A 23,922-nucleotide genomic window follows, 5' to 3' on the forward strand; every position below is an offset into this window, starting at 1 on the left:
ATTTCTGCAATCTATTAGCCCTCTTTCATCTCGAGGAATTCTCTGTAGCGTCTGTGGACGGTTGCTTTGCTTGCCTGATAACCGAAGCCTTGCAGCGTTACCGCAATTTCATGGAACGTCAGCCCGTTCTGTTTCAGGCTGACAATCTGATCGATCGGCAAGTCTAAGCGCTCCCGTCCATCGGGGTTGCCCCTGCCTTTTAGATTGCGTTCAGGCTTGTAGCCATTTTCAACAGCGCGCTTCATGCCACGTTTGATTTTGGCATTATGTATTTTGCGCTGATATTCTTCAACAACCGCTAAAATCTCCAGGACCATGTCGTCCATATCATTTAATGCAATGGGACCTTGATCGGTCAATGTAAAAACCTCCACGCCATATTTTTTCATGACGTGAAGCAGCGCGATCCGAGCATGGCCACGGCCAAGACGGGTTTCATCCTGAATGAAAACCGCTGAAACTTTATCGGTTTTAATGACGTTGAGCATCTCCAAGAGCCCTTCCCGGTCCATTTCGTAGCCGCTGTGCTGATCTTTAAAGATGTCTGAAACAATGTATCCTTGCGCAAATGCGAATTTCAATAATTCTTCTTCCTGCCGTTCAAGTGAACTTTCCTGGGTGTCTTTCGTGGTGCTGACGCGGCAATAAATTAACGCAGACTTCTTCATTCTGCATCACCCGCCAGTTTGGTGGTTTCGTCTGGGGCGAATTTTAGTTGTTCGCTGGGGATTTTGATTGATTGTCCAGCAATGATCTTCGGAGTGCTTAAGCCATTCTCCTTCATGATTTCTTCAATCCACTCCTGATGGGGGGTATTGCCGCTGAATGACTCCGCAAGTGTCCACAAAGTATCGCCTTGTTCGACTTGCACTAGGCTCATTTGATCTTCCTGCGCGTTATGGGTGAAAACCGAATAGAATGAAAAAGATAGAATCAGAAGAAAGAGTACTGTCAGGTAAGAATTTTTTTGGATGAATGTCATAAGAACCGCCTCCTAAGAATGTGTGTTCGGAATGTATGTTCTTACTTTAATGCGAACAAGTGTTTTTGTCAACAAATAAATTCGAACCTATGTTTGCATTTCATATCCCAAGTTGGTATACTATTGATAGAAAACATGCTGAACTATTAAAAAGAGGTGAAACTGTTGAAAAAAGTATCGAAACGCCAAGAAGATATTTTGTCATTCATAAAAGACGAAGTCCGGGCCAAAGGCTACCCGCCTTCCGTCCGTGAAATTGGAGAGGCAGTTGGCTTGGCATCAAGCTCGACTGTCCATGGCCATCTTGCCCGCCTTGAAAGCAAAGGCTTGATCCGCCGCGACCCGACAAAACCGAGAGCAATTGAAATTATCAGCACTGATGATTCACTGGTTGAAAAAAGCCCGGTCCTTCATGTACCGCTTGTCGGTAAAGTAACGGCTGGCGTTCCGATCACGGCGATCGAGAATGTGGAAGAGTATTTCCCGCTTCCCCAGTCATACGGAACTGAGGACGACCATATTTTCATGCTGGAAATCATGGGAGAAAGTATGATCGAAGCTGGCATCCTGAATGGTGACTATGTCGTAGTGAAACAGCAGCAAACCGCTAACAATGGCGACATCGTGGTAGCTATGACCGCTGATGACGAAGCGACAGTCAAACGATTTTTCAAAGAAGACAATTATTTCCGCCTGCAGCCTGAAAATTCATCGATGGATCCAATCATCGTAGACCAGGTCTCCATCCTTGGAAAAGTGGTCGGAGTTTACCGCCAACTACATTAATCATGACACATAAAGACGCCGAGAGAATTTCTCTCGGCGCCTTTTTTAGTTTCCTACCTTTTGGGCAGACAAAATCAACATCAACGGAATGCGCTCCCGCCGTTCAAACTCTGCTGCGGATTCGAAATTTGTAGGGACCGGCTTTCCTTCCCTGAGGGCAGTTACAGCAAATCCGGCTTCTATTAGCGCTGTAAAGTAGGTTTCTGTCGTTCGGTGATGCTTGACGACTGTCTTGCTTATCCAGGGCTCACCGCGCTCGCCTTCCTTGAAATAATCATCGACCACCCAATCACCTCTGCGTTCGCCTTGCGCTTTACTCGCAAACGACGAAGTGGTCAATGGGTGCTGTACAGTGAAAATGAATTTACCGTCCAGCACCAATGCTTGATTGATTTCCTTGAACAAGTGTCTGATATCCGTCAAGTAATGGATGACAAACCGCGAGACAATCAAATCGTATTCTGAACCCTTTGCTTGAAACGATTCAAGGTCCGCTATATGTATCTTGCCACCCAGCTGTGCCGTTGCTCTACTTGCCAGCAATGCCATCTCCCTTGAGCCTTCTATTCCCGTATAGGATGCTGCTCCAGAGCCGAGCAGTTCATTGCCAAATTTACCGTCTCCACAACCGAGGTCCAAGATTGCTTTCCCTTCGACTTCACCCATTAGGTCACAGATAATCGGTTTCTCTATCGCGTTATTCGGGCTTTCCTTGCGCTCTCTCCGTTTCAAAAAACCCGCTAAAAAATCCTTATCGTCGTAAACACTCGATCCTTTAAATTCCACCTAGCCAGCTCCTCTTCTAATTTTAGGCATAAAAAAAGCATCCGTTAAAACGCGATGCTTCAGGCCTCATAATTCATAGACCATAATGTATTTTACTTGTGTGATAGTAATACGGTATAGGCGGTCGTTGTCCTGGTCCGTGATTTCAAACGTGCCGTGAGTCGGAATATTGCGCAATGCTGATTCTTTGTTTTCAGCATATACTGTCAGGACAATCGTATTGCCTTGGTCAAAATAGAATTCAACTTGGAAAGTTTTCATGCATCGGCCTCCTCTAAAGCAGAATGGTTTTTGCTTCTGTCTATCATACACCATTTGCGGGGCGAGTTGTCCATTCTTTTTGGAGTAAACGCTCTGGTAAATAGGGAAAACCCCGAATACGGACTCATAATGAGCCGAATTCGGGGTACCGGTATTCTGAAGATCGTATTCAATTTTTGCTTTCGACTTTTTGCTGTTGCGATATCCACCAATCGATATGCCTCACGTCAAAAAAGATTGTATTGGCATAGGACTGGCTATGTGGAATCTGCCTTTTTGCGATGCTCTCATTAATTTGTTCTTCAGTCCTCGGGCATCCTACAGAATCTAAATACTTCCGCAGGTCTTTAACCCCTTGAATTTTCGTCAAACTAATCACCCCCACAAAATCTTCTTACTTTCTAAGAAAATTCAGTATGGGCTATTAATCGTACTATGAATTCTTCTTAATGATACCACAGTCCTGGAAAAACTAAACTTCCAAAATCAAAAAACTTTTATTTACTGACCCAAGTGGATAAGAAGCTTGGAAAGTTTGCAAAAAAAAACACACCAGTGCAAGTGCGCTGGTGTGTTATATTTGCTTAATACATTTTCAAGTATTGCTCGCGCTCCCATGGGTGAACCGCAATGCGGAACATGTCCCACTCGATTTCTTTCGCTTCCACAAAGTTGTTAAGAATGTGAGAACCAAGTGCTTTCGTCATCACTTCATTGCTTTGCAGCTCTTGAAGTGCTGCGTACAATGTTGGCGGAAGGTCTTGGATGCCCACAGCTTCGCGCTCTTTTCTGTTCATCGCGTAGATATTGCGGTCTACAGCTTTTGGTGGCGTCATTTTCTTCTTGATGCCGTCAAGGCCAGCAGCCAATAAAACAGCCATTGCCAAGTATGGGTTTGCAGCCGGATCAACAGAACGCACTTCTACGCGTGTTGACAATCCACGTGAAGCCGGGATACGGATCAACGGGCTGCGATTTTGTCCAGACCAAGCAATGTAGCACGGAGCTTCATAGCCAGGCACTAGGCGTTTGTAAGAATTGACAGTCGGGTTTGTAACCGCTGTGAACCCTTGTGCGTGCTCAAGGATACCTGCAAGGAATTGGTATGCTGTTTCACTTAACTTCATTTCGCCGTCTTCATCCAAGAAAGCATTCTCGTTGCCATTGAATAGGGAAACGTTCATGTGCATCCCTGATCCGTTGACGCCGAATAATGGTTTTGGCATGAATGTTGCATGCAAACCGTGTTTCCGAGCAATAGTTTTAACTACTAATTTGAATGTCTGGATATCGTCGCATGCTTTGACAGCATCTGCGTATTTAAAGTCGATTTCGTGCTGGCCTGGTGCTACTTCGTGGTGGGATGCTTCGATTTCAAAGCCCATTTCCTCTAACTCGAGCACGATGTCGCGTCGGCAGTTTTCGCCAAGGTCCATCGGCGCCAAGTCAAAATAACCGCCATTGTCGTTCAGTTCCAATGATGGTTCGCCGCGCTCGTCCAATTTGAACAAGAAGAATTCCGGCTCAGGCCCAAGATTGAAATGTGTAAAGCCAAGCTCTTCCATTTCTTTCAGTACGCGCTTCAAGTTATTGCGTGGATCGCCATCAAATGGAGTTCCGTCTGCACGGTAGATGTCGCAGATTAAACGTGCAACTTTTCCTTTGCCTGTGATCCATGGGAAAACGACCCATGTGTCAAGATCAGGGAACAGGTACATGTCTGATTCTTCGATTCGCACAAATCCATCAATAGAAGAACCGTCGAACATCATTTTGTTGTCTAAAGCCTTATCCAATTGGGATGTAGGGATTTCAACATTCTTAATGATACCTAAGATGTCTGTGAATTGCAGACGGATAAAGTTCACTTCTTGTTCTTGCATTAAACGTTTAATGTCTTCTTTAGTATACTTGCCCATATTCGCTTCACTCTCCTATGATTTTTTATGTAACCCGGTTCATTTGAAGAAACGGGATAAATCCCCTTGCCTAATGCCGCCTCTGTCGAACGATTTCGAGTTCAGCATTTCATCCCTCAAAATTCGCCGAAGCTCGGCATCCGTGATTGTTTGTGGAGCTGTCTTTTCAATTGTCGGTTGTGACCGCAGGGCATAAATCTTTTTTATGCCCGCAATATTGATGCCTTGATCAAGAAAATCTTTGATTTCCAAAAGAGTGTCCACGTCGTTTAATGAAAACATCCGCTTATTCCCTTCCGATCGCGCTGGGCTGATCAACTCGTGCTCTTCGTAGTAACGGATTTGGCGCGCTGTCAATTCCGTCAGCTGCATTACTATACTGATAGGAAGAAGCGGCATCGTCCTGCGAACCCGGTGTGTCATGTTTTTCACCCATTTCAATAATTACTGCTCCTTTAGTGTAAAGGATGTCAGATAACTTGTCAAACGAATGTTAGGTTTTCTAACGTAAAAATTTCCGCACAGTTTTTGTGCGGAAATTTATGTTAGATCAGATTTGATTTTTTTAAGGTTTCAATAGAGTTCAATACAGCAATTTTCACATGCTCGTAAGTAAGCCCACCTTGTACAAAGGCGGTATATGGCGGTCTGATGGGACCATCAGCGGTCAATTCAATGCTCGACCCTTGCACAAAAGTGCCGGCTGCCATGATGACATCGTCTTCGTAGCCTGGCATATAGGCAGGTTCGGGTTTGAATTGCGCATTGACCGGCGAACTCGCTTGAATCGTTTGGCAGAATGCCACCATTTGCTCAGCGGTGTTGAATGACACAGACTGGATCAAGTCCGTCCTTTTCGCTGAATAATGGGGAGATGTCGCCATGCCGACGGATTCAAGCAGCGCGGAAGTGAAAATCGCGCCTTTCAATGCCTGCGATACGATATGCGGCGCCATGAAAAACCCCTGGTACATATCCGGCAATGCATTCAATGATGCGCCTGCCTCTCCTCCTATACCCGGCGAAGTCATGCGGTAACCGCATTTTTCGACTAAATCCCTTCTGCCGGCAATATAGCCGCCAATTTTAGCTAGTCCGCCGCCAGGATTTTTGATAAGCGATCCGGCAATCAAATCAGCACCCGCTTCAATCGGTTCTTGTTCCTCGACGAATTCGCCGTAGCAATTATCGACGAAAACGATCGCGTCCGATTTAATGGTGCGAATCTCAGCAATCATCTCGGCAATCTCTGCTATAGTAAACGACGGACGGGTATCGTAGCCTCTTGACCGCTGTATTGCTATCACTTTCGTCCGTCCGTGAATGGCTTTTTTTGCCGCATTCCAGTCTACGCTTTTGTCTTCAGCCAACGGCACATGCTGGTAGCTGATGCCGAAATCCCGCAGCGAACCGGTGTCCTGTTCCCCACCTGACACAATGGCATCCAAGGTATCATATGGTTTTCCAGTCAGATAAAGCAGCTCATCGCCAGGACGCAAGACGCCGAACAATGAAATCGTGATGGCATGTGTCCCTGAGATGATCTGCGGCCGCACCAATGCCGCTTCCGCTTTGAAGACAGCCGCATAGACGCGTTCAAGCGTGTCGCGCCCTTCGTCGTCATAGCCATAACCCGTTGAAGGATTGAAATGATGGTCACTGACTTTTTGCGAATGGAAAGCTTCAAGTACTTTTTTCTGGTTCAAAAAGGCGATGTCATCTGCTTTCTGCAGCTCGCCTTGTATCGTTTCTTCTATCGCTCGTATTGTAGTTTGCATCTAATTCTCCATTCTCTTTTGCTCACTCTCTATTATGCAATTAAACTTGAAATTGCGTCAAATTCTGCTACAATTCATAGAGTTGAAGATTTCGGGAGGATGCATCATATGGCTTGGGAAGTATTAAGTGCCATCGGAACGATCGCTTTTGCGGTGTCCGGGGCTATTATCGCTATGGAAGAGGAGTATGATATCTTCGGGGTTTATCTGCTGGGGATTGTTACTGCGTTTGGCGGCGGCGCAATCCGGAATTTATTGATCGGCGTGCCTGTTTCCGCATTATGGGAGCAGGAAATGATGTTTCAGCTTGCCTTGTTCTCCGTCACCCTCGTATTCCTTTTTCCAAATAAACTATTAAGCCATTGGAACCGCTGGGGCAATTTCTTTGATGCCATCGGGTTATCAGCATTTGCCATACAAGGTGCACTTTACGCAGTGAATCTGGGAATGCCGGTATACGCAGTTGTCGTCGCAGCTGTATTGACGGGTTCCGGCGGCGGTATGGTCCGGGACGTCTTAGCCGGCCGCAAACCGCTTGTCCTAAAAGCGGAAATTTATGCTGTTTGGGCAGCGATGGCGGGCATACTCATCAGTTTTGACATGGTACGCACCGACTCGGTGCTGTATATCCTGTTTATCTGCATCACCGCATTGCGGATCCTCTCTTTCACATACAGATGGCGCCTGCCAACACGAAAAATCCTTACGACCAAAACACATTAAAAAGACCGCCCGGCTTTAAAAGCCGGGCGGTCTTTTGAGTTTCAATAATTATGCGTGGGTTTCGCCTTTCCAATCGAGCATCCCGCCATCAACATTGATGGCTTCGATACCGCCGGATTCCAGGATTTCGCATGCTTTCGCGCTGCGTTTACCTGAGCGGCAAATAACATGCACGGTTTGGGAGCTGTCGACTTCCGACAAGCGGTCCGGCAATGTGCCAAGTGCAATGTGCTTAGCGCCCGGCACTATGCCAGCCGCCACTTCTTCATCTTCACGCACGTCGATCAGCTGCACCTGTTGGCCAGCTGCCAATTTTTCCTGCAGTTCATCAGTAGAAATCGATTTCATTGTTATTGCCTCCCGTTAGTCTTCTTAATGGCTTTTAAGCCTTTTGTGTATTAGTTGAAGGATTAATCCTGGTGTTCGATAGCAACCGCTTTCGAGGGTGAAAAAGTCGAAATGGCATGCTTGTAAATCAGCTGCTGTTTGCCTTCGGACTCAACCAGCACTGTGAAATTATCATAGGATTTAATCGTGCCTTTCAATTGAAAACCATTCAATAAAAATACAGTTACGTAAATATTGTTTTTGCGCAGCTGGTTTAAATAAACATCTTGAATGTTTACTGGCTTCATGAATATCCCCCTCATAATCCCTAGTCTTTATTTTTCCCCGCAATTATTTCAATTCGACGGGCACGGTCTATATCCTGCATAAAAGCTTCAATTTCCCGAATGTTTTTTTCCGGATCGGCTAATGCATCAATCCAGAAAATCGGCAGCTTGTTTTTGAAATAAGTGAATTGCCGCTTTGCGTATTTCCGTGAATTGCGTTTTAACTGGCTGACCGCTTCCCCGAAATCCACCGTTCCTTCAAGAAACCCATATAATTCTCTGTAGCCAATTGCTTGGATCGCCTGGGTATCGCGGACGCCGCGGTCTCGCAGCGCTGCCACTTCATCCAGGAGACCCTGCTCCAGCATAGCATCGACGCGCTCATTGATGCGCTGATACAGGACATCGCGGTCGATGTCGAGCCCGATGATGGCCTCGTTATACATAGGCGACAACGCCAGGCTGCGGTCCGCTTGCTGTTCTCCGCTTTCCAAAATTTCAAGTGCGCGGATGACGCGCCTCGTGTTGTTCGGATGAATATCGGTTGATGGGTCCATTGCCATCAATTTATCGTGCATATGCTGCGGACCCTGCTGTTCGAGTTCTTCATATAAAGCGGCCCTCACTCTTTCATCGACTTGGCCGTCCGTAAAGCGGTAATCGAATAAAACCGCCTGGACGTATAGGCCCGATCCTCCTACAAGGATCGGCAGCTTGCCCTGCGATTTGATTTCTTCGATTTTGCCGCGCACAAGCCCTTGGTATTCCGCCACCGAAAAAGATTCTTCTGGTTCCTTGATGTCGAGCAAGTGGTGAGGCACTTCTTGCATTTCTTCTGCACTGATTTTCGCTGTGCCGATCGACATGCCGCGGTAGACCTGCATGGAATCGCCATTGATAATTTCACCATTAAAGCGTTTTGCAAGCTCCAAGCTCAGCGCTGTTTTACCGGAAGCCGTGGGGCCTACTATGGCAATTACATCAATCATTTTCCAACATCCACTCTGCCATAATTTCGTAATGCACTTCTTTGTCGATTTCTTTAAGCAATTCGTGCCTAGCGCCTTCCGCCAAATGCACGCGGACATTCGTCATCCCAGCTTTCTGGTATTGTTCAGCCGCCTGGAAGATGCCTTTGCCATGGCCGCCAACCGGATCTGCGGAACCGCTGATCAGCAGCAGCGGCAAATCTTTGCGGATTTTTGCCACTTCCGCTTTGCGATGGATCAAATCCAGGCCGGTGAATAAATCTACATAGAATTGATTAGTAGATGGCGCACCGCACATCGGATCTGCTTCGTATATGGCCACTTCGGACTTGTCCCGGCTGAGCCATGCATATGCAGATTCTTCGCTTTTGAACGCTTTATTGAAACTGCCGAACGTCATTTTTCCAAGCATTTCACTCACTGCTGTCTGTCCTTGCGCTTTCGCCGCAGCCGAAGCAAATGCGAGCCCAGCTTTGCCCGAAAAGCCTGGATTTCCGCCGCTGCCTGACAACACGACGCCGCTGATGCTGGAGCTGTACAATTGGATGAAACGCCGAGCCACAAACGACCCCATGCTGTGCCCGAAGACGATAAGCGGAAGATCTCCAAACTCATCTTTCACATGATCGATGATTTCCTTGGCGTCTTCGACCACTCGGTCAAATCCGCCTTCTTCAGCGAAAAATCCTATGGTCCCGCTGCGTTGGGCTGTTTTTCCGTGTCCGCGCTGGTCGTGGCCAGACACTGCAAATCCCTTCGCCGCGAGGAAATGCACAAATTCCTCATAACGGCCGACATGCTCCGCCATGCCGTGGATCACATGCACATGGCCGATTGGAGAAGGCGGGCAAACCATTTCACAATAAACTTCGTGGCCATCTGACATTTCTACAAAACTTTTGTTGATTTTCATTGCAATGCCCCTCTCACATATCGAGTCGCCCGCTGGATTTCTTCGTTCAATTCATTGCGGTATTGCATTTTCTGTTCTTTGCTGTAATTCAACTCGCTGGCCATGAATTCCAGCACGCTTTCTTTATAGCGCACGACATCCGCGATATGGAAATAAAGATCGCCCGTCCGCCTGACAAAAAAGTCTGCGGGGGTCAACGCCATTTCATCTTCAATCATGTATTTCAAGATGGCTGCCAACGACTTTGGCAGCCCCTGGGGATTGGTTTCAGGCATTTGCTGATAATAGCCAAACACTTTGCCAGCGTTCGTCCCGAAAAATTGCGCCAGCATCCGGCCTTCTTCCGGCGACAAGCCGAATTGCTCTGCAGACAATGCGGTTTGGCTGACGAATCCGCCAAAGTTTTCCGAGCCGCCAAAATCACCGCCAGATAACGGTAAATGCTTCGTAATGGAACTGCCGTATTTTGTGCCCGTATCTTTCGAAAGCCTTTTAGCTGTTTTATCAATGATCGTTTCCGCCATTTTCCGGTATCCTGTCAATTTGCCGCCCGCGATGGAGATGAGACCGTTGTCCGACTCCCAGATTTCATCTTTCCGGGAAATTTCAGACGGATCCAAGCCTTCTTCTAAGATGAGCGGCCTTACGCCTGCCCATGTTGATTCGATGTCGTCTGGCGCCAATCGGATTTCCGGAAACATGCCGCTTACCGCTTTGATCAAGTACGCGACATCTTCTTTTGTGGCACTGGGGTCGATCGGGTCTTGCTGGAAAAAGGTATCGGTTGTGCCGACATAGACTTTCATATCCCTTGGAATAGCAAAAATCATGCGCTTGTCAGGTGTGTCAAAGTAGACAGCATGCCGAAGCGGAAATTTTTGCTGATCGACGACGATATGTGTACCTTTTGTCAGCTGCAGCTTTTTGCCCCTTGTCTTCGCATCGAGGCTTCTGACTTCGTCAACCCAAGGACCTGACGCATTTATAGTTACCCGTGCGTCCACATCAAAAGTTTGACCTTCCACAACGTCAACGATCCGCGCCCCAGCCATTTTGCCATTTTTATAAAGGAAGCTTTCCGCTTTTGCGTAGTTCAAAGTGACTGCTCCGCCTTCCGCCGCTTTTTTCAAGGTTTCCAGCGTCAAGCGCGCGTCATCCGTTCGGTATTCGACGTAATAGCCTCCCCCGAGCAAGCCTTCTTTATTCAATAAAGGCTCTTTTTCCAGCGCTTCTTCCGGTTTCAGCATCTTGCGACGTTCGCCTTTTTTGACTCCTGCCAGAAAATCATAGACCCGAAGCCCGAGAGATGTCGACAACGGACCGAACGTTCCGCCCTTGTGAAACGGCAGCAGCATACGCTGAGGTTCTGTCACGTGGACTGCATTTTCATAAACGATTTCCCGTTCTTTGCCGACTTCCGCAACGAGCTTCACCTCGAATTGCTTTAAATACCGCAATCCGCCATGGACCAATTTTGTGGAACGGCTGGATGTGCCAGCTGCAAAATCCTGCATCTCCACCAAAGCGACCGACATGCCGCGTGACACCGCATCAAGTGCAATGCCCGCTCCTGTAATTCCGCCTCCGATAACTAAAACATCAAACTGGTATTTAGAAAGCTTGCCGATTTGTTCCGGCCTCTTTTTCGCTGAAAACATCCTTTTTCCCCCTTATCCAATGACTCTGCCCGCAGTTATGCCTTTGTTCACATTACCCGTTTAAACATTTTCTCAACATCATAAGTTTTAAAATGCACAATGACCGGTCTGCCATGTGGACAGGTAAACGGCTGTTCGGCATTTTTTAAGTCCGCCAGCAATCGTTCCATCTCATGCTTTTGCAAATAATGGTTTGCTTTGATCGATCTTTTGCAGCTCATCATGATCGCCGCTTCTTCCCGGATTTTCTTAACGTCAACTTTACGGTCATCCAGCACCTGCTCGATGATTTCTTCGATGATTTCCTGTTCAAAGCCTTTCGGAAACCATGTCGGATGCTCGCGGACGATAAATGACGTGTCGCCGAATTCTTCCATGAAAACGCCGCTTTCTGACATCACTGCTAAAGCATCTTTCAGACGCAGCGCTTCGTCGCGGCTGTAATGGAACGTCAATGGCAGCAATAAAGCCTGCCGCTCGGAAGAATTGATTTCCCCCACTTTTTCGCGGAAAAATTCATATTTGATGCGTTCTTGCGCAGCGTGCTGGTCGACCAGGTAAAAACCGTCTGAACTTTGCGCAACGATATAAGTGCCGTGGATTTGGCCGACGACTTCCAGCTCAGGAAATTGCGGCCCCGTTTCCGGTTCCTCAAAATCGGCAGCTTCAGCAATCGGTTCTGGATATGGTTCTGGCGTGTAGGCAGTTGACGCTTGTTGCGCCGATGCAACAGACGCATGCTTGCCCTGCTGCTCTTTCGGCCTTTCCATTGTCCGCACAAAATCGCTGTCTGGCTGCTCTATCGGTTCTTTTACTGTAAATGAAGTTTTCCATATATCCAGTTGCTTTGTCGGCGCCTGTTTCACAGCTTTCGGCTGCTCGATGGTCGGCGCCCGAACAGCTGAACTGACGGCTTGGCGTATTGTAGTGTGCACCAATTCCATCAATTCCTTTTCCTTGCTCAGCCGGATTTGCTGTTTGGCAGGGTGAACATTGACGTCCGTCAAATAAGGATCTCCCTGGATATTCAAAATGACGATTGGCTGCCGCTCCAACGGCAAAAACGTATGGTACGCCCTATGCACGGTATTGGCAATGGCATAATGCTTGACCCATCGGCCGTTGACGAACAACGAAATATAGTTTTTATTGGCACGGGTGATTTCCGGCAATGACGCATAGCCGGAAACCTTGTAATCCTGGGTTTCCCCTTTAAACGGAATCATTTTTTTAGCAATCGAAACACCGTAGATATCGGAAATGACGCGCTTGATCTCACCGCTGCCGGAGGTCTGGAGCACCGTTTTGCCGTCGTGCACCAATTTGAATGCGACGCCCGGATAGCTGAGCGCAAAGCGGTTCATCAGGTCGATTGAATGGCCAAGTTCCGTTTGCAGCGTTTTCAAGTATTTCAAACGTGCCGGCGTATTGAAGAACAATTGGTCAATGCGGATGTCGGTGCCTTTTCTTAAAGAACCAGACCGGTGTTCGATAACACGCCCGCCTTCCAATTGGACAAACGTTCCAGATTCTCCATCAGAGGTATGGAGCATGATTTTTGATACCGACGCGATACTTGCAAGCGCTTCTCCCCTGAAGCCTAAGGTTCGGATACGGAACAGGTCATGCTCGTTCGCGATTTTGCTCGTAGCATGGCGCGAGAAAGACAATAGGGCATCTTCCGCGTCCATGCCTGCGCCGTTGTCGATAATCTGTATGGAAGTCAGCCCAGCTTCGATCAATAATACTTCAATCGCTGTACCGCCCGCATCAATGGCATTCTCCACCAATTCCTTGACGACAGAAGCTGGCCGTTCGACCACTTCCCCAGCAGCTATTTTGTTGGATAATGGTTCATCCATTAATTGGATTATTCCCATAAAGTCACTCCTTTTCGCTTAGCTTTGCCTGCAGGTCATTGAGCAATTGCAGCGATTGCAAAGGCGTCATTGCGGCAATATTAATGTCCGAAATTGCCTGCAGCACTTCTTCCCCAGCGGTGTCGCGGTCATCGAAGAACGATAATTGTTCTACTTGGCTGACGTGCTTTTTGTTTTCCGCTTCGAAACTCGCCAGCAACTCGCGGGCACGGGCAAGGATCGGCTGTGGCAACTCTGCCAATTCTGCTACATGGATGCCGTAGCTTTTATCTGCCGGCCCTTTTTTCACTTTATGCAAAAACACCACTTTGCCTGATTGCTCCATCGCAGCGACGTGGACATTGCTGAGTTTATCGAGCGACTGGTCCAATGCCGTCAATTCGTGGTAATGCGTCGAAAACAAGGTATTGGCGCCTATGTGCTCATGGATATACTCAATCATTGACTGAGCGAGCGCCATACCGTCATAGGTCGAGGTGCCGCGGCCAATTTCATCGAATAACAGCAGGCTCCGGCTTGTCGCATGGGTGATCGCGTATTGCGATTCAAGCATTTCGACCATGAATGTGCTTTGGCCAGAGACCAAATCGTCCGCCGCTCCGATGCGCGTGAAGATTTGGTCGACAATAGGCAAGTTCGCCGATTCAGCGGGCACATAGCTGCCGATCTGCGCTAAAACGATTGTCAATGCAACTTGGCGCATATACGTACTTTTACCGGACATATTCGGTCCTGTAATCAACAGCATATTTTGGCTGTTGGTCAATACGCAGTCATTTGGCACGTAATGCTGTTTGTTGAGCATTTTTTCGACGACCGGGTGGCGGCCTTCGATAATCGAGATTTCGCGGGTATCATTAAATTCAGGCTTCACAAAGCGGTAATTCTCCGCTATGTTGGCAAAGCTCATAAAGACGTCCAGCTCGCTGAGCGTCGAGGCTAAATTCTGGATGCGGGTGATAAACACCTTGACTTCTTCCCGAATCTTGACGAATAATTCATACTCCAGGTTCAAGCTCTCTTCTTCAGCCGTCAATATCAAGGTCTCTTTTTCTTTCAATTCTGGTGTGATATAGCGTTCTGCGTTTGCCAGCGTCTGTTTGCGGTCATAACGCTCCAAGTCCGCCAAATGCATATTCGCTTTCGATATTTCAATATAATAGCCAAAAATCCGGTTATAGCCGATTTTTAACGATTTAATGCCGGTTAATCGGCGTTCTTCCTGTTCAAGCTGCGCAATCCAGTCTTTGCCATTTCGCGAGGCATAGCGGTATTCATCCAATTTTTCGTGGAACCCGTCCCGGATGACGCCACCTTCTTTCGCTGACAAAGGTGGATTAATGCTGATGGCCTCAAGCAATTCGCCCACTTCTTCGCAGCGGTCCAGTTTTTCGCTGAATCCAGCGAGTGCGTCATACCCTGAATTGGCCAGCTCTGCAATAATGGCCGGGACTTTCTCCAGTGAGCTCCGCAACTGAGCTAAGTCTCGTCCGCTCGCACTGCCAAAAGCAATCCGCCCGCTCAGGCGCTCCAGATCGTACACTTCTTTCAAGAGCGCTTGCAATTCCACGCGCGCAAAATAATTGCCGATCAACGCTTCGACCATCGTCTGACGCTTTTCAATCGAGCTGCGGTTGGCCAAAGGCTGATGCAGCCATTGCTTCAGCTTGCGGCTGCCCATCGCTGTCACGGTATCATCCAAAAGCCACAGCAGCGTACCTTTCGTTTCTCCTCCGCGAATTGATTGCAGCAATTCCAAATTGCGCTTGGAATGGAAATCGATCGATAGCAGCTGACTGTTTTCATTGAAAATAAAAGGCTGGATATGGTCAAGTGATTGTTTCTGGGTGCGCGAAATATACGTCAGCAGACGCAAAATGCTTTGCTTCAAATCATCCGGGCATTGGGCTGTCAGCCGTTCGTCTGCTTCGTAAATATGGTCCATCGGTTCAATCGATAAAATGAGCTGCTGGGTCTCTTCGTTCAGCAATAAAAACAATTGCTCGGAAACGACCAGCTCACGGATGTTCAACGACTGCAATTCTTGCAGCAGGGCTTTTTCCGTTCCCGCTATAAAGACAGCCGCCGCTTCGCCTGTGCTGACGTCGACGTAGGACAAAGCAAAACCTTCTCCGGTCTGTTCAGCCGCCGCCAGAAAAAGGTTCGATTTTGAATCGACGCTTTTGCCTTCGGTATAAGTGCCTGGCGTGATGAGGCGCACGACTTCACGCTTGACCATGCCTTTTGTCGTTTTCGGGTCTTCCACCTGTTCGCACATCGCCACTTTATGGCCTTTTGAAACGAGCTGGTCGATATAATTCTGGGCTGCATGATGGGGCACGCCGCACATCGGGATGCGGTCTTCGCCTGTACCGCCCCTGCTGGTCAATGTAATCTCCAGGATTTGCGACGCTTTCAACGCATCGTCATAAAACATTTCGTAAAAGTCGCCCAAGCGGAAAAACAAGAACGCGTCCTGGTAATCGGATTTCACTTGCAAATATTGTTGCATCATTGGTGTAGGAGCCATTTTTAATACCTCTTTCAGAACTTTTCGTAGTCTCACCATTATAGCAAAAACAACAGCAGAAAAGAAAAAACTGAAAGAGCCTCAGCTCTTTCAGTTTCCTTTATCGCAAAATCGTCCTGCGTCACACAAAGCGCAGCCCGATATTGAATGTAATTGTTATTAGCAGCTACCCGGTGAATCGTTGCGAACCTTCGATCCCGTTTCGCCGCGCAGCAAATCTCCGCCTGTTGCAGTAATGATGTTGTTCGTTACGCGGTTGGCGATTGCCGTTGATACCATTTGCAGCAATGCGTTGACGTCGCTTTGCGATTGCTTGAATTCCTGGACAATCGGCACTTCGTCGATTTCTTCTTCGATTTTCTGGATCTTGCCTTCAATCAAGCCCAACGCGCGTTCTTTTCCATAATGCTGGAAATTGACCGCTTGTTTTTGCAAGCTCTTCATGCTCGCGATTTTCTCGCGGACTTTCTGGTTTTCGTTTATTTGCGCTTCTGCACGTTTGAAGAATTCAACTTCTTCTGTATCAGCAATCATATCTGCTACTTCGCGCGCTTTTGCGATAATTTCGTCTTTTGTATAAGCCATTCTCGTAGACACCCATTTCTCGGCTGGCAACGCTGTCCATCAAACCACCGTTCAACAGCCTTTATTTATTAGATTAATTGTACAGGTAAAAGCGTCCATTCGACAAGGGTTCCGACTTGTGTAAAACTCCGCTGCAGCCCTTGCTTTCCGGTATAGCTCTTTCTTTCATTATACTGAAAAGCATTCGTGCTCTTCAAGGCACAACGGCGAATTGTCGGAGAATGGACAAGAACTCCTTTTTAGTTTTGGAACGGGTAATCTTCGTTAATGTAGATGCGTTCGTATGAAATCGCTTTGCCGCTTTGGTCATCCACTTCCGTGAAAAACCCGCTGACCACTGAACGTCCCTGCTTCGGCACTTCAAAGCGTGTCGGCATATTCGTCCGGAAACGGTACAGCACCGATTCCTTCGCCATACCAAGCACTTCATCATAAGGGCCTGTCATTCCGACATCAGAAATATAAGCGGTGCCGTTCGGCAAAATCCGCGCGTCTGCTGTTTGGACATGGGTATGCGTTCCGACGACAACTGATGCACGGCCATCCAAATGCCAGCCCATAGCGATTTTTTCACTTGTCGCTTCGGCGTGGAAATCGACAAAAACTAGCGGCGAAATCTCTTTCGCTTCAGCGATCAACTCATCCGCTTTTTGGAACGGATCGTCATGCGGCGGCAAAAAGACACGGCCATGGAGGTTGATGACGGAAAGCGTCTGGCCATTTTTTGTTACCGTCGCCATGCCTCTGCCTGGCGCTTCTGGCGAGAAGTTCGCCGGGCGGATCAAGTAATCGACTTCATCAATAAAATCAAAAATCTCTTTCTGGTCCCATGTATGGTTGCCCATTGTCACCATGTCGACGCCCATGAACATCAGGTCTTGGTAGATCGACTTTGTAATGCCGCGCCCTGCCGCAGCGTTTTCACCGTTGGCAATAACAACATCCGGTGCGTACTTTCGTTTTAAACGAGGCAAATAAGATTCCAGCGCATCCCGCCCGATCGAACCGACGATGTCACCGATAAATAAGATTTTCACAACTATCACCTTTTCCCATAAGAAAAAGGCTTCTTTGAATAGACATTCATCGAAGCCTCAATCCTATTATTTTGCGTATTCAACTGCTCGTGTCTCCCGGATGACGGTCACTTTAATGTGCCCTGGGTAGTCAAGCTCTTCTTCAATCCGCTTACGGATATCACGGGCAAGCCTATGGGCTGTCATGTCGTCAATTTGTTCCGGGCGGACCATTATGCGGATTTCGCGCCCCGCTTGAATAGCGAATGATTTCTCAACGCCTTCGTACGATTCAGAAATCTCTTCAAGTTTTTCAAGTCTACGGATATAATTCTCCAATGTCTCACTGCGTGCACCCGGACGTGCGGCAGACAAAGCGTCTGCTGCAGCAACGATAACCGAAATGATTGACGTTGCTTCAGTGTCCCCGTGGTGGGAAGCAATACTGTTGATGACAACTGGATGCTCTTTATACTTCGTTCCAAGCTCCACACCGATCTCGACGTGGCTTCCTTCAACCTCATGGTCAATAGCTTTACCGATGTCATGTAGAAGGCCGGCACGTCTTGCGAGCGTTACGTCTTCACCAAGCTCCGCGGCCATCAAACCGGAAAGGAAAGCAACTTCAACCGAGTGCTTCAGGACATTCTGGCCATAGCTTGTGCGGTAGCGCAGGCGGCCAAGAATTTTGATCAAATCAGGATGCAAATTGTGGACGCCGACATCAAATGTCGTTTGTTCTCCGATTTCGCGGATCTGCTCGTCCACTTCGCGGCGTGATTTCTCAACCATTTCTTCGATGCGCGCAGGGTGGATACGGCCGTCGGATACCAATTTTTCAAGAGCTAACCGGGCTGTTTCACGTCTGATCGGATCGAAGCCGGAAAGGATAACCGCTTCAGGCGTATCATCGATGATCAAATCGATGCCCGTCAAAGTTTCAAGCGTTCGGATATTACGTCCTTCGCGCCCGATAATCCGGCCTTTCATCTCATCATTCGGCAAGTTCACCACTGAAACAGTTGTTTCTGCGACATGGTCAGCAGCAAAACGCTGCATTGCCAATGATAGGATATTTTTCGCTTTCTTGTCCGACTCTTCTTTGGCGCGCGCTTCAGTTTCTTTCACCATGACCGCAATATCTGTTGAAAGTTCATTTTCAACTTGCTGCAGGATGATCGATTTCGCTTCTTCGCGTGTCAATGAAGAAATTCGTTCCATCTCGGACTGCTGCTTCTGGACTAAATCCTCTGCTTTGCTCTCCATCTGTACAATATGCTGTTGTTTTTCTGCGAGAGTTTCATCCTTGCGTTCAAGGCTCGCTTCTCTTTTGTTTAATGCATCATCCTTGCGATCCAAATTTTCTTCTCTCTGCAACAACCGATTTTCTTGTCTTTGAAGTTCCAATCGGCGTTCCCGAATTTCAGATTCTGTTTCAGTACGCAATTTATGATTCTCGTCTTTCGCTTCCAATAAAGCTTCTTTTTTCAGCGCTTCTGCTTCTCTCTTCGCATCTTCAACAATTTGCTCCGCAGAGTTTTTAGCGCCTGCTATATCGGAATCGTTTTGTTTTTTAAGAACAAAATAGCCAACAACTACACCGACGATGATACCAAGCAAAGCGAAGATGATCTCAGAAATCCCCATTCGAACACCTCCTCTTGCTATTCTTTTTCTACAGTTCATAAAGATGAATTAAAGCAAACATTTTATTGCATCAATCGTTTTAAAATGCGTCACCGCACTAGTTAGATGCGTAGATACAACTTAATTGTATAGTTGGTACTAAGAAGTGTCAACCCATGGAAACTCACAGAAAAGCGTAGGCGCCCGTTTAGTTCCGACAAGCGCTGGAGGGCTTGCCGCGGACGGCGTCTTTTGCCGTTGCTGGCAAGGCCGAAGCGTCTCGAGGAACTGGGGCCGAAGACTGGACACCTAGAAAAGCGTAGGCGCCCGTTTAGTTCCGACAAGCGCTAGAGGGCTTGCCGCGGACGGCGTCTTTTGCCGTTGCTGGCAAGGCCGAAGCATCTCGAGGAACTGGGGCCGAGGACTGGACACCTAGAAAAGCGTAGGCGTCCGTTTAGTTCCAATAAGCCCTGAGGACTTGCCGGGGACTGCGTCTTTTAACCCGAGACTGCTGAATGCAGGCACAGAAAAACCGCCAAGCGTATGCTTGGCGGCCATCTTCAAGAAGCATAGCTTTAGCTGCGCTTCCCTTCTTATTCTTCGTCGATCAAAAGATCGAATTCTTCCGGCTCTTCAGCTTTAGCAGCAATTGTATATGTCGCTGCAGCCATGCCCAAAGATTCGCGGACTTTGTTCGAAATTTCGTTGCGCAATTCCGGATTCGCCATCAAGAACTGCTTGGCGTTTTCACGGCCTTGCCCGATGCGTTCTTCTTTGTACGAATACCAAGAACCGCTCTTCTGGATGATTTCCAGATCCGAACCGATATCGACGATTTCACCTTCGCGTGAAATCCCTTTACCGTACATGATGTCCACTTCCGCTGTACGGAACGGCGGAGCAACTTTGTTTTTGACAACTTTGATCTTCGTTCTGTTACCAATGATGTCATTGCCTGATTTCAAAGCTTCTGCGCGTCTAATTTCCATGCGTACAGAAGAATAGAATTTCAGTGCACGGCCGCCTGGAGTTGTTTCCGGGTTTCCGAACATCACACCAATTTTCTCGCGAATCTGGTTAATGAAGATAACAATCGTATTCGATTTATTGATAATGCCGGATAATTTACGCAAAGCTTGGGACATTAAGCGAGCCTGCAAGCCCATATGCGAGTCGCCCATTTCGCCTTCAATTTCAGCTTTTGGCACAAGTGCCGCCACCGAATCGATGACCACGATATCAACCGCACCGCTTCGCACTAATGCTTCCGTGATTTCAAGCGCTTGCTCGCCTGTATCAGGCTGTGACAGCAATAGCTCATCAATATTAACGCCAAGATTTTTTGCGTAAACCGGATCAAGCGCATGCTCGGCATCGATGAATGCTGCTGTTCCGCCTGCCGCTTGCGCTTCTGCAATCGCATGAAGCGAAACGGTCGTTTTACCCGAACTTTCAGGGCCGTAAATTTCGATGACCCGCCCACGCGGGTATCCGCCTATTCCTAGAGCAGTATCAATTGCCAATGATCCACTTGAAACCGATGATACGTTGCGGTCGCTTTTCTCTCCTAATTTCATGACCGAACCTTTACCAAATTGCTTTTCTATACCTTTTAACGCCATATCCAATGCTGCTTTACGATCGCTCAAAAAAAGTCCTCCTCTTAATAAAACCAATTTTTCTACCTGTTTCTAGTATACTAGGTTATTGAGAAATACACAAGAGAAATGCGAACGTTTATTCGTGTTCGTATTTTAAATTTGAGTTTTGATTTGGCTATAGAAGCCAAAAAACACGTTTGAAAGGAAAAACGCACGCAAAATTAAATTTTGCGTGCGTTTCCTGCAGCTAGTGTTCGTATAACATAGTACAAAGCCAATTTAACGGCTCTAAGCCTGTTTGAATTGCGCATGCCGGAAAGCTGGAGGCGATAAGCCTTCGTCCCATTTTCATCAGCAATGCCGATCCATACTGTCCCTGCAGGCTGCTCACCATGCGCATCCGGTCCTGCCGCACCCGTTAAAGAAACGCTGATGTCCGTCCCGAATTTCGAGCGGACGGCCTCAGCCATGGCGATTGCTGTTTCTTCGCTGACTACTCCATATTGCTCGAGCAATTCAGCGGAGATGCCCAGCTGTTTGATTTTCATTTCTTCATTATAAGCAATGACTCCGCCTTTCAACGCTTTGCTAACGCCTGGTATGGCGGCGAGCTCTGCTTGGAACAAGCCGGCGGTCAAGCTTTCGGCAGCTGAGATGGTCTTGTGCTGTTCTCTCAAGAGCTCTACAGCCTTTGATGCTAGCGAGTCATCATCGTAGCCATAAAGGTAATCCCCGACAATTGCCAGAATTTCCTCTTTCGCTTCGTTGATCAATTCCCATGCCTGCTCTTCTGTCTCAGTCTTCGCTGTAATGCGCAACGTCACTTCAGAATCCGAAGCGAGCGGCGCAATGGTCGGATTGGTTTGCTTTTCCAGCAAATCCTGGATCCGGTCTTCCAGTTCGGCTTCGCCAATACCATAAAAGCGCAAAACGTGCGATAAAATGACATCTTCCTTATTCAACATGCGGGCCAGTTTCGGCTTCGCTTCGAATTGGAACATCGGCTCCATTTCTTTCGGTGGGCCAGGCAGAAGTATATAGACGTGTTCGCCAGATTTATAAAGCATACCCGGCGCCATGCCGTGGTGGTTCTCCAGCACTTCACTGTCTTTCAACACCAATGCCTGTTTATTATTGTTAAAAGTCATCGTGCGCCCCGCGCGTTCGAAATACGCGACAATCGAATCCAGCGCGACTTGGTCCATTTCCAAACTTGTATTCAAATGTTCCGCAATTGTGCTCTTTGTCAAATCATCTTTTGTCGGACCAAGCCCACCTGTGAAAATAATTAGATCGGCTCTTTGTTCGGCAATTTCAATGATGCTTTTCAGCCGGTCCGGGTTATCGCCGACCACTGTGTGGTAGTAGACATTAATCCCGAGTTCCGCGAGGTTGCTTGAAATAAAACGGGCATTGGAATTGGTGATTTGCCCAAGCAATAATTCACTGCCTACCGCAATAATTTCTGCGTTCATGCCATGCACTCCCTTCAATCTATATAAGTTGAACTAATGTGTATTCATAATCGATATCCCGCAAAACAGCTACGAAGGTATTGACCCAAAGATTGGGGAAATACCTTTGCAACGAAGCGCATAGCGCTGCAATGAACTTCAATATCTCGAAGCTAGCGAAGCGTTGCAGGGACAGGGACAGAAACAATCGTCTTTGCACTTCCCAAAGCGTCCTGAGCGATTTTCAACAAATCACTTCTTAAATTCAACTTAAGCAATTACATGCTGCTGAATTTATTTCGAGACCATCAAGCCTTTGCGGTTGGCATAGAAATAATCCCAGCCGGACCATACCGTAAAGATCAATGCGATGTAAAGCATGATGTCGCCAAACGGTATATTAGCTAATGTAAAGATTGTGTTATAAAGCAGAAGCGATGAAATCGCCAAAATCTGTGCGGTGGTTTTGATTTTCCCTAAGCCGCCGGCTGCAACGACTTCCCCTTCGCCCGCAAGGACTAGGCGCAAGCCGGTAACCGCGAATTCACGGCTGATAATGATGATGACGATCCATGAAGCGGCAAATCCAAGCTCCACTAAAATAATCAAAGCTGCTGATACCAACAATTTGTCCGCTAACGGATCGAGAAATTTACCAAATGTCGTAACAAGGTTGTATTTTCGTGCATAATAGCCGTCAACCCAATCCGTCAATGACGCGAAGATGAATACGAGTGCGCCGACAAAATGGCTGACCGGCATAGTAGCGCCGAACAAGGTCATTTCCCCCCAGTTGAAATCGACAAGCATGAGGACCATAAATACGGGAATAAGGAGGATCCGGGAAATGGTGATGCGGTTTGGAATGTTCATAAATGATTCTCCTTTCGTTTTTCAAGAAAAAAAGCCATCAAAAGATGGCTATTCCGCGGCTGAGAATTGAATAACAATGTTTTGTGTAATTGGTTTTTTAGAGATTTCCACCGGTTTGCCGTTGATGGAAACCGACATATTCGGTGCAGCTCCAAGGCGGAGGCGAACTTGCTTCATATCGGTAACGTCAACCGTCTCAGAATCATTCGGCTGCATTGTCACAGCAGGAAATAATGCCTTCTGATCTTGGTCAGTGGCTGCTACCCATGATGCCTCATTCGCTTTAACGGTCATTTCCCTTTTATCAGGGCCGCTGAATGCGTATATTGTCGTTTCACCTTCTGTTGTTTCCACTTTTATGCTCGCTTCAGGTTCTGCGGGTTCTGCGGGTTCCGCTGGAGCTTCTTCAGGTGCTTCTTCTTCTGCAGCTTTTTCTTCTTCTGTCGGTACGGCATCTTTATCCGCAGGTTCTTCATAAGGAACACCGGTTTCTTCCGGAACCTCTTCTGCAGTGTCTTTGGTGCCGAGAGATTGGTAGAATACCCAAGCCACCCCAATAATAACTACTATAAATAAGGCCACAATAACTTTTGGCATCATCTCACCCATGCCGCTGCCGCGCGAAGAGCTTTTCGCGAATGTCTGGCGGCGCGACGGAGTCGGCGGCGGCATTGTTGTTCTCACTTCTTCTTTCGCCGGTGCAGGAATTTCCCCTTTATGCTGCTCCAGCAAGTCATTGGAATTGAGGCCGACCGCTTCCGCATATTGCTTGATGAATGCACGGGCATAAAAAGGCCCGGGCATCATACTATGGTTGCCTTCTTCAATGCCTGCCAAATAGCGTTTCTGAATTTTTGTCACATCCTGCAAATCTTCCAAACTATAGCCTTTTGCAATTCTCGCTTCTTTTAAACGATTACCTAATTCACTCAATATACTCACCTGCCT

24 protein-coding genes are annotated in these 23,922 nt (G+C 47.6%); 2 read left to right on the forward strand and 22 right to left on the reverse strand.

The features are described 5' to 3' along the window. Positions 1 to 14: 14 nt before the first annotated feature. Positions 15 to 668, reverse strand: coding sequence for a YneB family resolvase-like protein (locus tag AC4EHJ_RS04615; RefSeq protein ID WP_490974411.1), 654 nt, complete (start codon positions 666 to 668; stop codon positions 15 to 17). Further along, positions 665 to 982, reverse strand: coding sequence for a cell division suppressor protein YneA (gene yneA, locus AC4EHJ_RS04620; RefSeq protein WP_490974412.1), 318 nt, complete (start codon positions 980 to 982; stop codon positions 665 to 667). The genes AC4EHJ_RS04615 and yneA overlap by 4 nt, the downstream gene beginning before the upstream one ends. Before the next feature lie 165 nt (positions 983 to 1,147). Here yneA and lexA point away from each other — a divergent pair, with 165 nt between their 5' ends. Beyond that, positions 1,148 to 1,768, forward strand: a complete 621-nt coding sequence (gene lexA / locus AC4EHJ_RS04625; protein WP_490974413.1) for a transcriptional repressor LexA — start codon at positions 1,148 to 1,150, stop codon at positions 1,766 to 1,768. Between the two features lie 45 nt (positions 1,769 to 1,813). Here lexA and AC4EHJ_RS04630 read toward each other — a convergent pair whose 3' ends face one another. The 6 genes from AC4EHJ_RS04630 to AC4EHJ_RS04655 form a co-directional block, all read right to left on the reverse strand. Further along, positions 1,814 to 2,554: a class I SAM-dependent methyltransferase gene (locus AC4EHJ_RS04630; protein ID WP_490974414.1), complete on the reverse strand. Its 741-nt coding sequence runs from the start codon at positions 2,552 to 2,554 to the stop codon at positions 1,814 to 1,816. A gap of 66 nt (positions 2,555 to 2,620) precedes the next feature. Next, complete coding sequence (locus tag AC4EHJ_RS04635; RefSeq protein ID WP_490974415.1) at positions 2,621 to 2,815, reverse strand: hypothetical protein; 195 nt, start codon at positions 2,813 to 2,815, stop codon at positions 2,621 to 2,623. A 169-nt stretch (positions 2,816 to 2,984) separates the two neighbouring features. Then, positions 2,985 to 3,185, reverse strand: coding sequence for a hypothetical protein (locus AC4EHJ_RS04640; RefSeq protein ID WP_490974416.1), 201 nt, complete (start codon positions 3,183 to 3,185; stop codon positions 2,985 to 2,987). Positions 3,186 to 3,399: 214 nt separating this feature from the next. Continuing rightward, complete coding sequence (gene glnA / locus AC4EHJ_RS04645; protein ID WP_490974417.1) at positions 3,400 to 4,734, reverse strand: type I glutamate--ammonia ligase; 1,335 nt, start codon at positions 4,732 to 4,734, stop codon at positions 3,400 to 3,402. A gap of 39 nt (positions 4,735 to 4,773) precedes the next feature. After that, positions 4,774 to 5,157, reverse strand: a complete 384-nt coding sequence (locus tag AC4EHJ_RS04650) for a MerR family transcriptional regulator (protein ID WP_135505321.1) — start codon at positions 5,155 to 5,157, stop codon at positions 4,774 to 4,776. A gap of 122 nt (positions 5,158 to 5,279) precedes the next feature. Then, a complete protein-coding gene (locus tag AC4EHJ_RS04655; RefSeq protein WP_490974418.1) occupies positions 5,280 to 6,512 on the reverse strand; it encodes a methionine gamma-lyase family protein in 1,233 nt (410 codons plus the stop codon). Positions 6,513 to 6,620: 108 nt separating this feature from the next. Between AC4EHJ_RS04655 and AC4EHJ_RS04660 the strand changes: the two genes are divergently transcribed. After that, a complete protein-coding gene (locus tag AC4EHJ_RS04660; RefSeq protein WP_490974419.1) occupies positions 6,621 to 7,235 on the forward strand; it encodes a trimeric intracellular cation channel family protein in 615 nt (204 codons plus the stop codon). A 48-nt stretch (positions 7,236 to 7,283) separates the two neighbouring features. Here the strand turns inward: AC4EHJ_RS04660 and AC4EHJ_RS04665 are convergent, their stop codons facing one another. The 14 genes from AC4EHJ_RS04665 to AC4EHJ_RS04730 form a co-directional block, all read right to left on the reverse strand. Further along, positions 7,284 to 7,583 carry a rhodanese-like domain-containing protein gene (locus AC4EHJ_RS04665; protein ID WP_490974420.1) on the reverse strand — a complete coding sequence of 100 codons (300 nt, stop codon included), beginning with the start codon at positions 7,581 to 7,583 and terminating at the stop codon, positions 7,284 to 7,286. A 62-nt stretch (positions 7,584 to 7,645) separates the two neighbouring features. Continuing rightward, the gene (hfq, locus tag AC4EHJ_RS04670) at positions 7,646 to 7,870 is read right to left on the reverse strand and encodes an RNA chaperone Hfq (RefSeq protein WP_490974421.1); all 225 of its coding nucleotides are present in this window, start codon (positions 7,868 to 7,870) and stop codon (positions 7,646 to 7,648) included. A gap of 20 nt (positions 7,871 to 7,890) precedes the next feature. Next, positions 7,891 to 8,838 carry a tRNA (adenosine(37)-N6)-dimethylallyltransferase MiaA gene (gene miaA, locus AC4EHJ_RS04675; RefSeq protein ID WP_490974422.1) on the reverse strand — a complete coding sequence of 316 codons (948 nt, stop codon included), beginning with the start codon at positions 8,836 to 8,838 and terminating at the stop codon, positions 7,891 to 7,893. Then, positions 8,831 to 9,751, reverse strand: coding sequence for an alpha/beta hydrolase (locus AC4EHJ_RS04680; protein WP_490974423.1), 921 nt, complete (start codon positions 9,749 to 9,751; stop codon positions 8,831 to 8,833). Before AC4EHJ_RS04680 ends, miaA begins: the two co-directional genes overlap by 8 nt. Continuing rightward, complete coding sequence (locus AC4EHJ_RS04685) at positions 9,748 to 11,409, reverse strand: glycerol-3-phosphate dehydrogenase/oxidase (protein ID WP_490974424.1); 1,662 nt, start codon at positions 11,407 to 11,409, stop codon at positions 9,748 to 9,750. The genes AC4EHJ_RS04680 and AC4EHJ_RS04685 overlap by 4 nt, the downstream gene beginning before the upstream one ends. A 47-nt stretch (positions 11,410 to 11,456) precedes the next feature. Continuing rightward, positions 11,457 to 13,289, reverse strand: a complete 1,833-nt coding sequence (gene mutL, locus AC4EHJ_RS04690; protein WP_490974425.1) for a DNA mismatch repair endonuclease MutL — start codon at positions 13,287 to 13,289, stop codon at positions 11,457 to 11,459. A gap of 4 nt (positions 13,290 to 13,293) precedes the next feature. Continuing rightward, a complete protein-coding gene (gene mutS / locus AC4EHJ_RS04695) occupies positions 13,294 to 15,819 on the reverse strand; it encodes a DNA mismatch repair protein MutS (protein ID WP_490974426.1) in 2,526 nt (841 codons plus the stop codon). Positions 15,820 to 15,978: 159 nt separating this feature from the next. Beyond that, a complete protein-coding gene (locus AC4EHJ_RS04700; protein ID WP_490974427.1) occupies positions 15,979 to 16,404 on the reverse strand; it encodes a YlbF/YmcA family competence regulator in 426 nt (141 codons plus the stop codon). Positions 16,405 to 16,643: 239 nt separating this feature from the next. Beyond that, on the reverse strand, positions 16,644 to 17,441 hold the full coding sequence (locus AC4EHJ_RS04705; protein WP_490974428.1) for a TIGR00282 family metallophosphoesterase: 798 nt from the start codon (positions 17,439 to 17,441) through the stop codon (positions 16,644 to 16,646). Positions 17,442 to 17,507: 66 nt separating this feature from the next. Then, entirely contained in the window at positions 17,508 to 19,067 is a 1,560-nt protein-coding gene (gene rny, locus AC4EHJ_RS04710; protein WP_135505278.1) for a ribonuclease Y, read from the reverse strand. 572 nt (positions 19,068 to 19,639) lie between these two features. Continuing rightward, the gene (gene recA / locus AC4EHJ_RS04715) at positions 19,640 to 20,695 is read right to left on the reverse strand and encodes a recombinase RecA (protein ID WP_490974429.1); all 1,056 of its coding nucleotides are present in this window, start codon (positions 20,693 to 20,695) and stop codon (positions 19,640 to 19,642) included. Between the two features lie 173 nt (positions 20,696 to 20,868). Next, positions 20,869 to 22,122, reverse strand: coding sequence for a competence/damage-inducible protein A (locus AC4EHJ_RS04720; RefSeq protein ID WP_490974430.1), 1,254 nt, complete (start codon positions 22,120 to 22,122; stop codon positions 20,869 to 20,871). 273 nt (positions 22,123 to 22,395) lie between these two features. Further along, on the reverse strand, positions 22,396 to 22,974 hold the full coding sequence (pgsA, locus tag AC4EHJ_RS04725; protein WP_490974431.1) for a CDP-diacylglycerol--glycerol-3-phosphate 3-phosphatidyltransferase: 579 nt from the start codon (positions 22,972 to 22,974) through the stop codon (positions 22,396 to 22,398). A gap of 48 nt (positions 22,975 to 23,022) precedes the next feature. Then, the gene (locus AC4EHJ_RS04730) at positions 23,023 to 23,907 is read right to left on the reverse strand and encodes a helix-turn-helix domain-containing protein (protein ID WP_490974432.1); all 885 of its coding nucleotides are present in this window, start codon (positions 23,905 to 23,907) and stop codon (positions 23,023 to 23,025) included. Positions 23,908 to 23,922 lie beyond the last annotated feature (15 nt).

Source organism: Planococcus sp. TJ-301 (assembly GCF_058268475.1).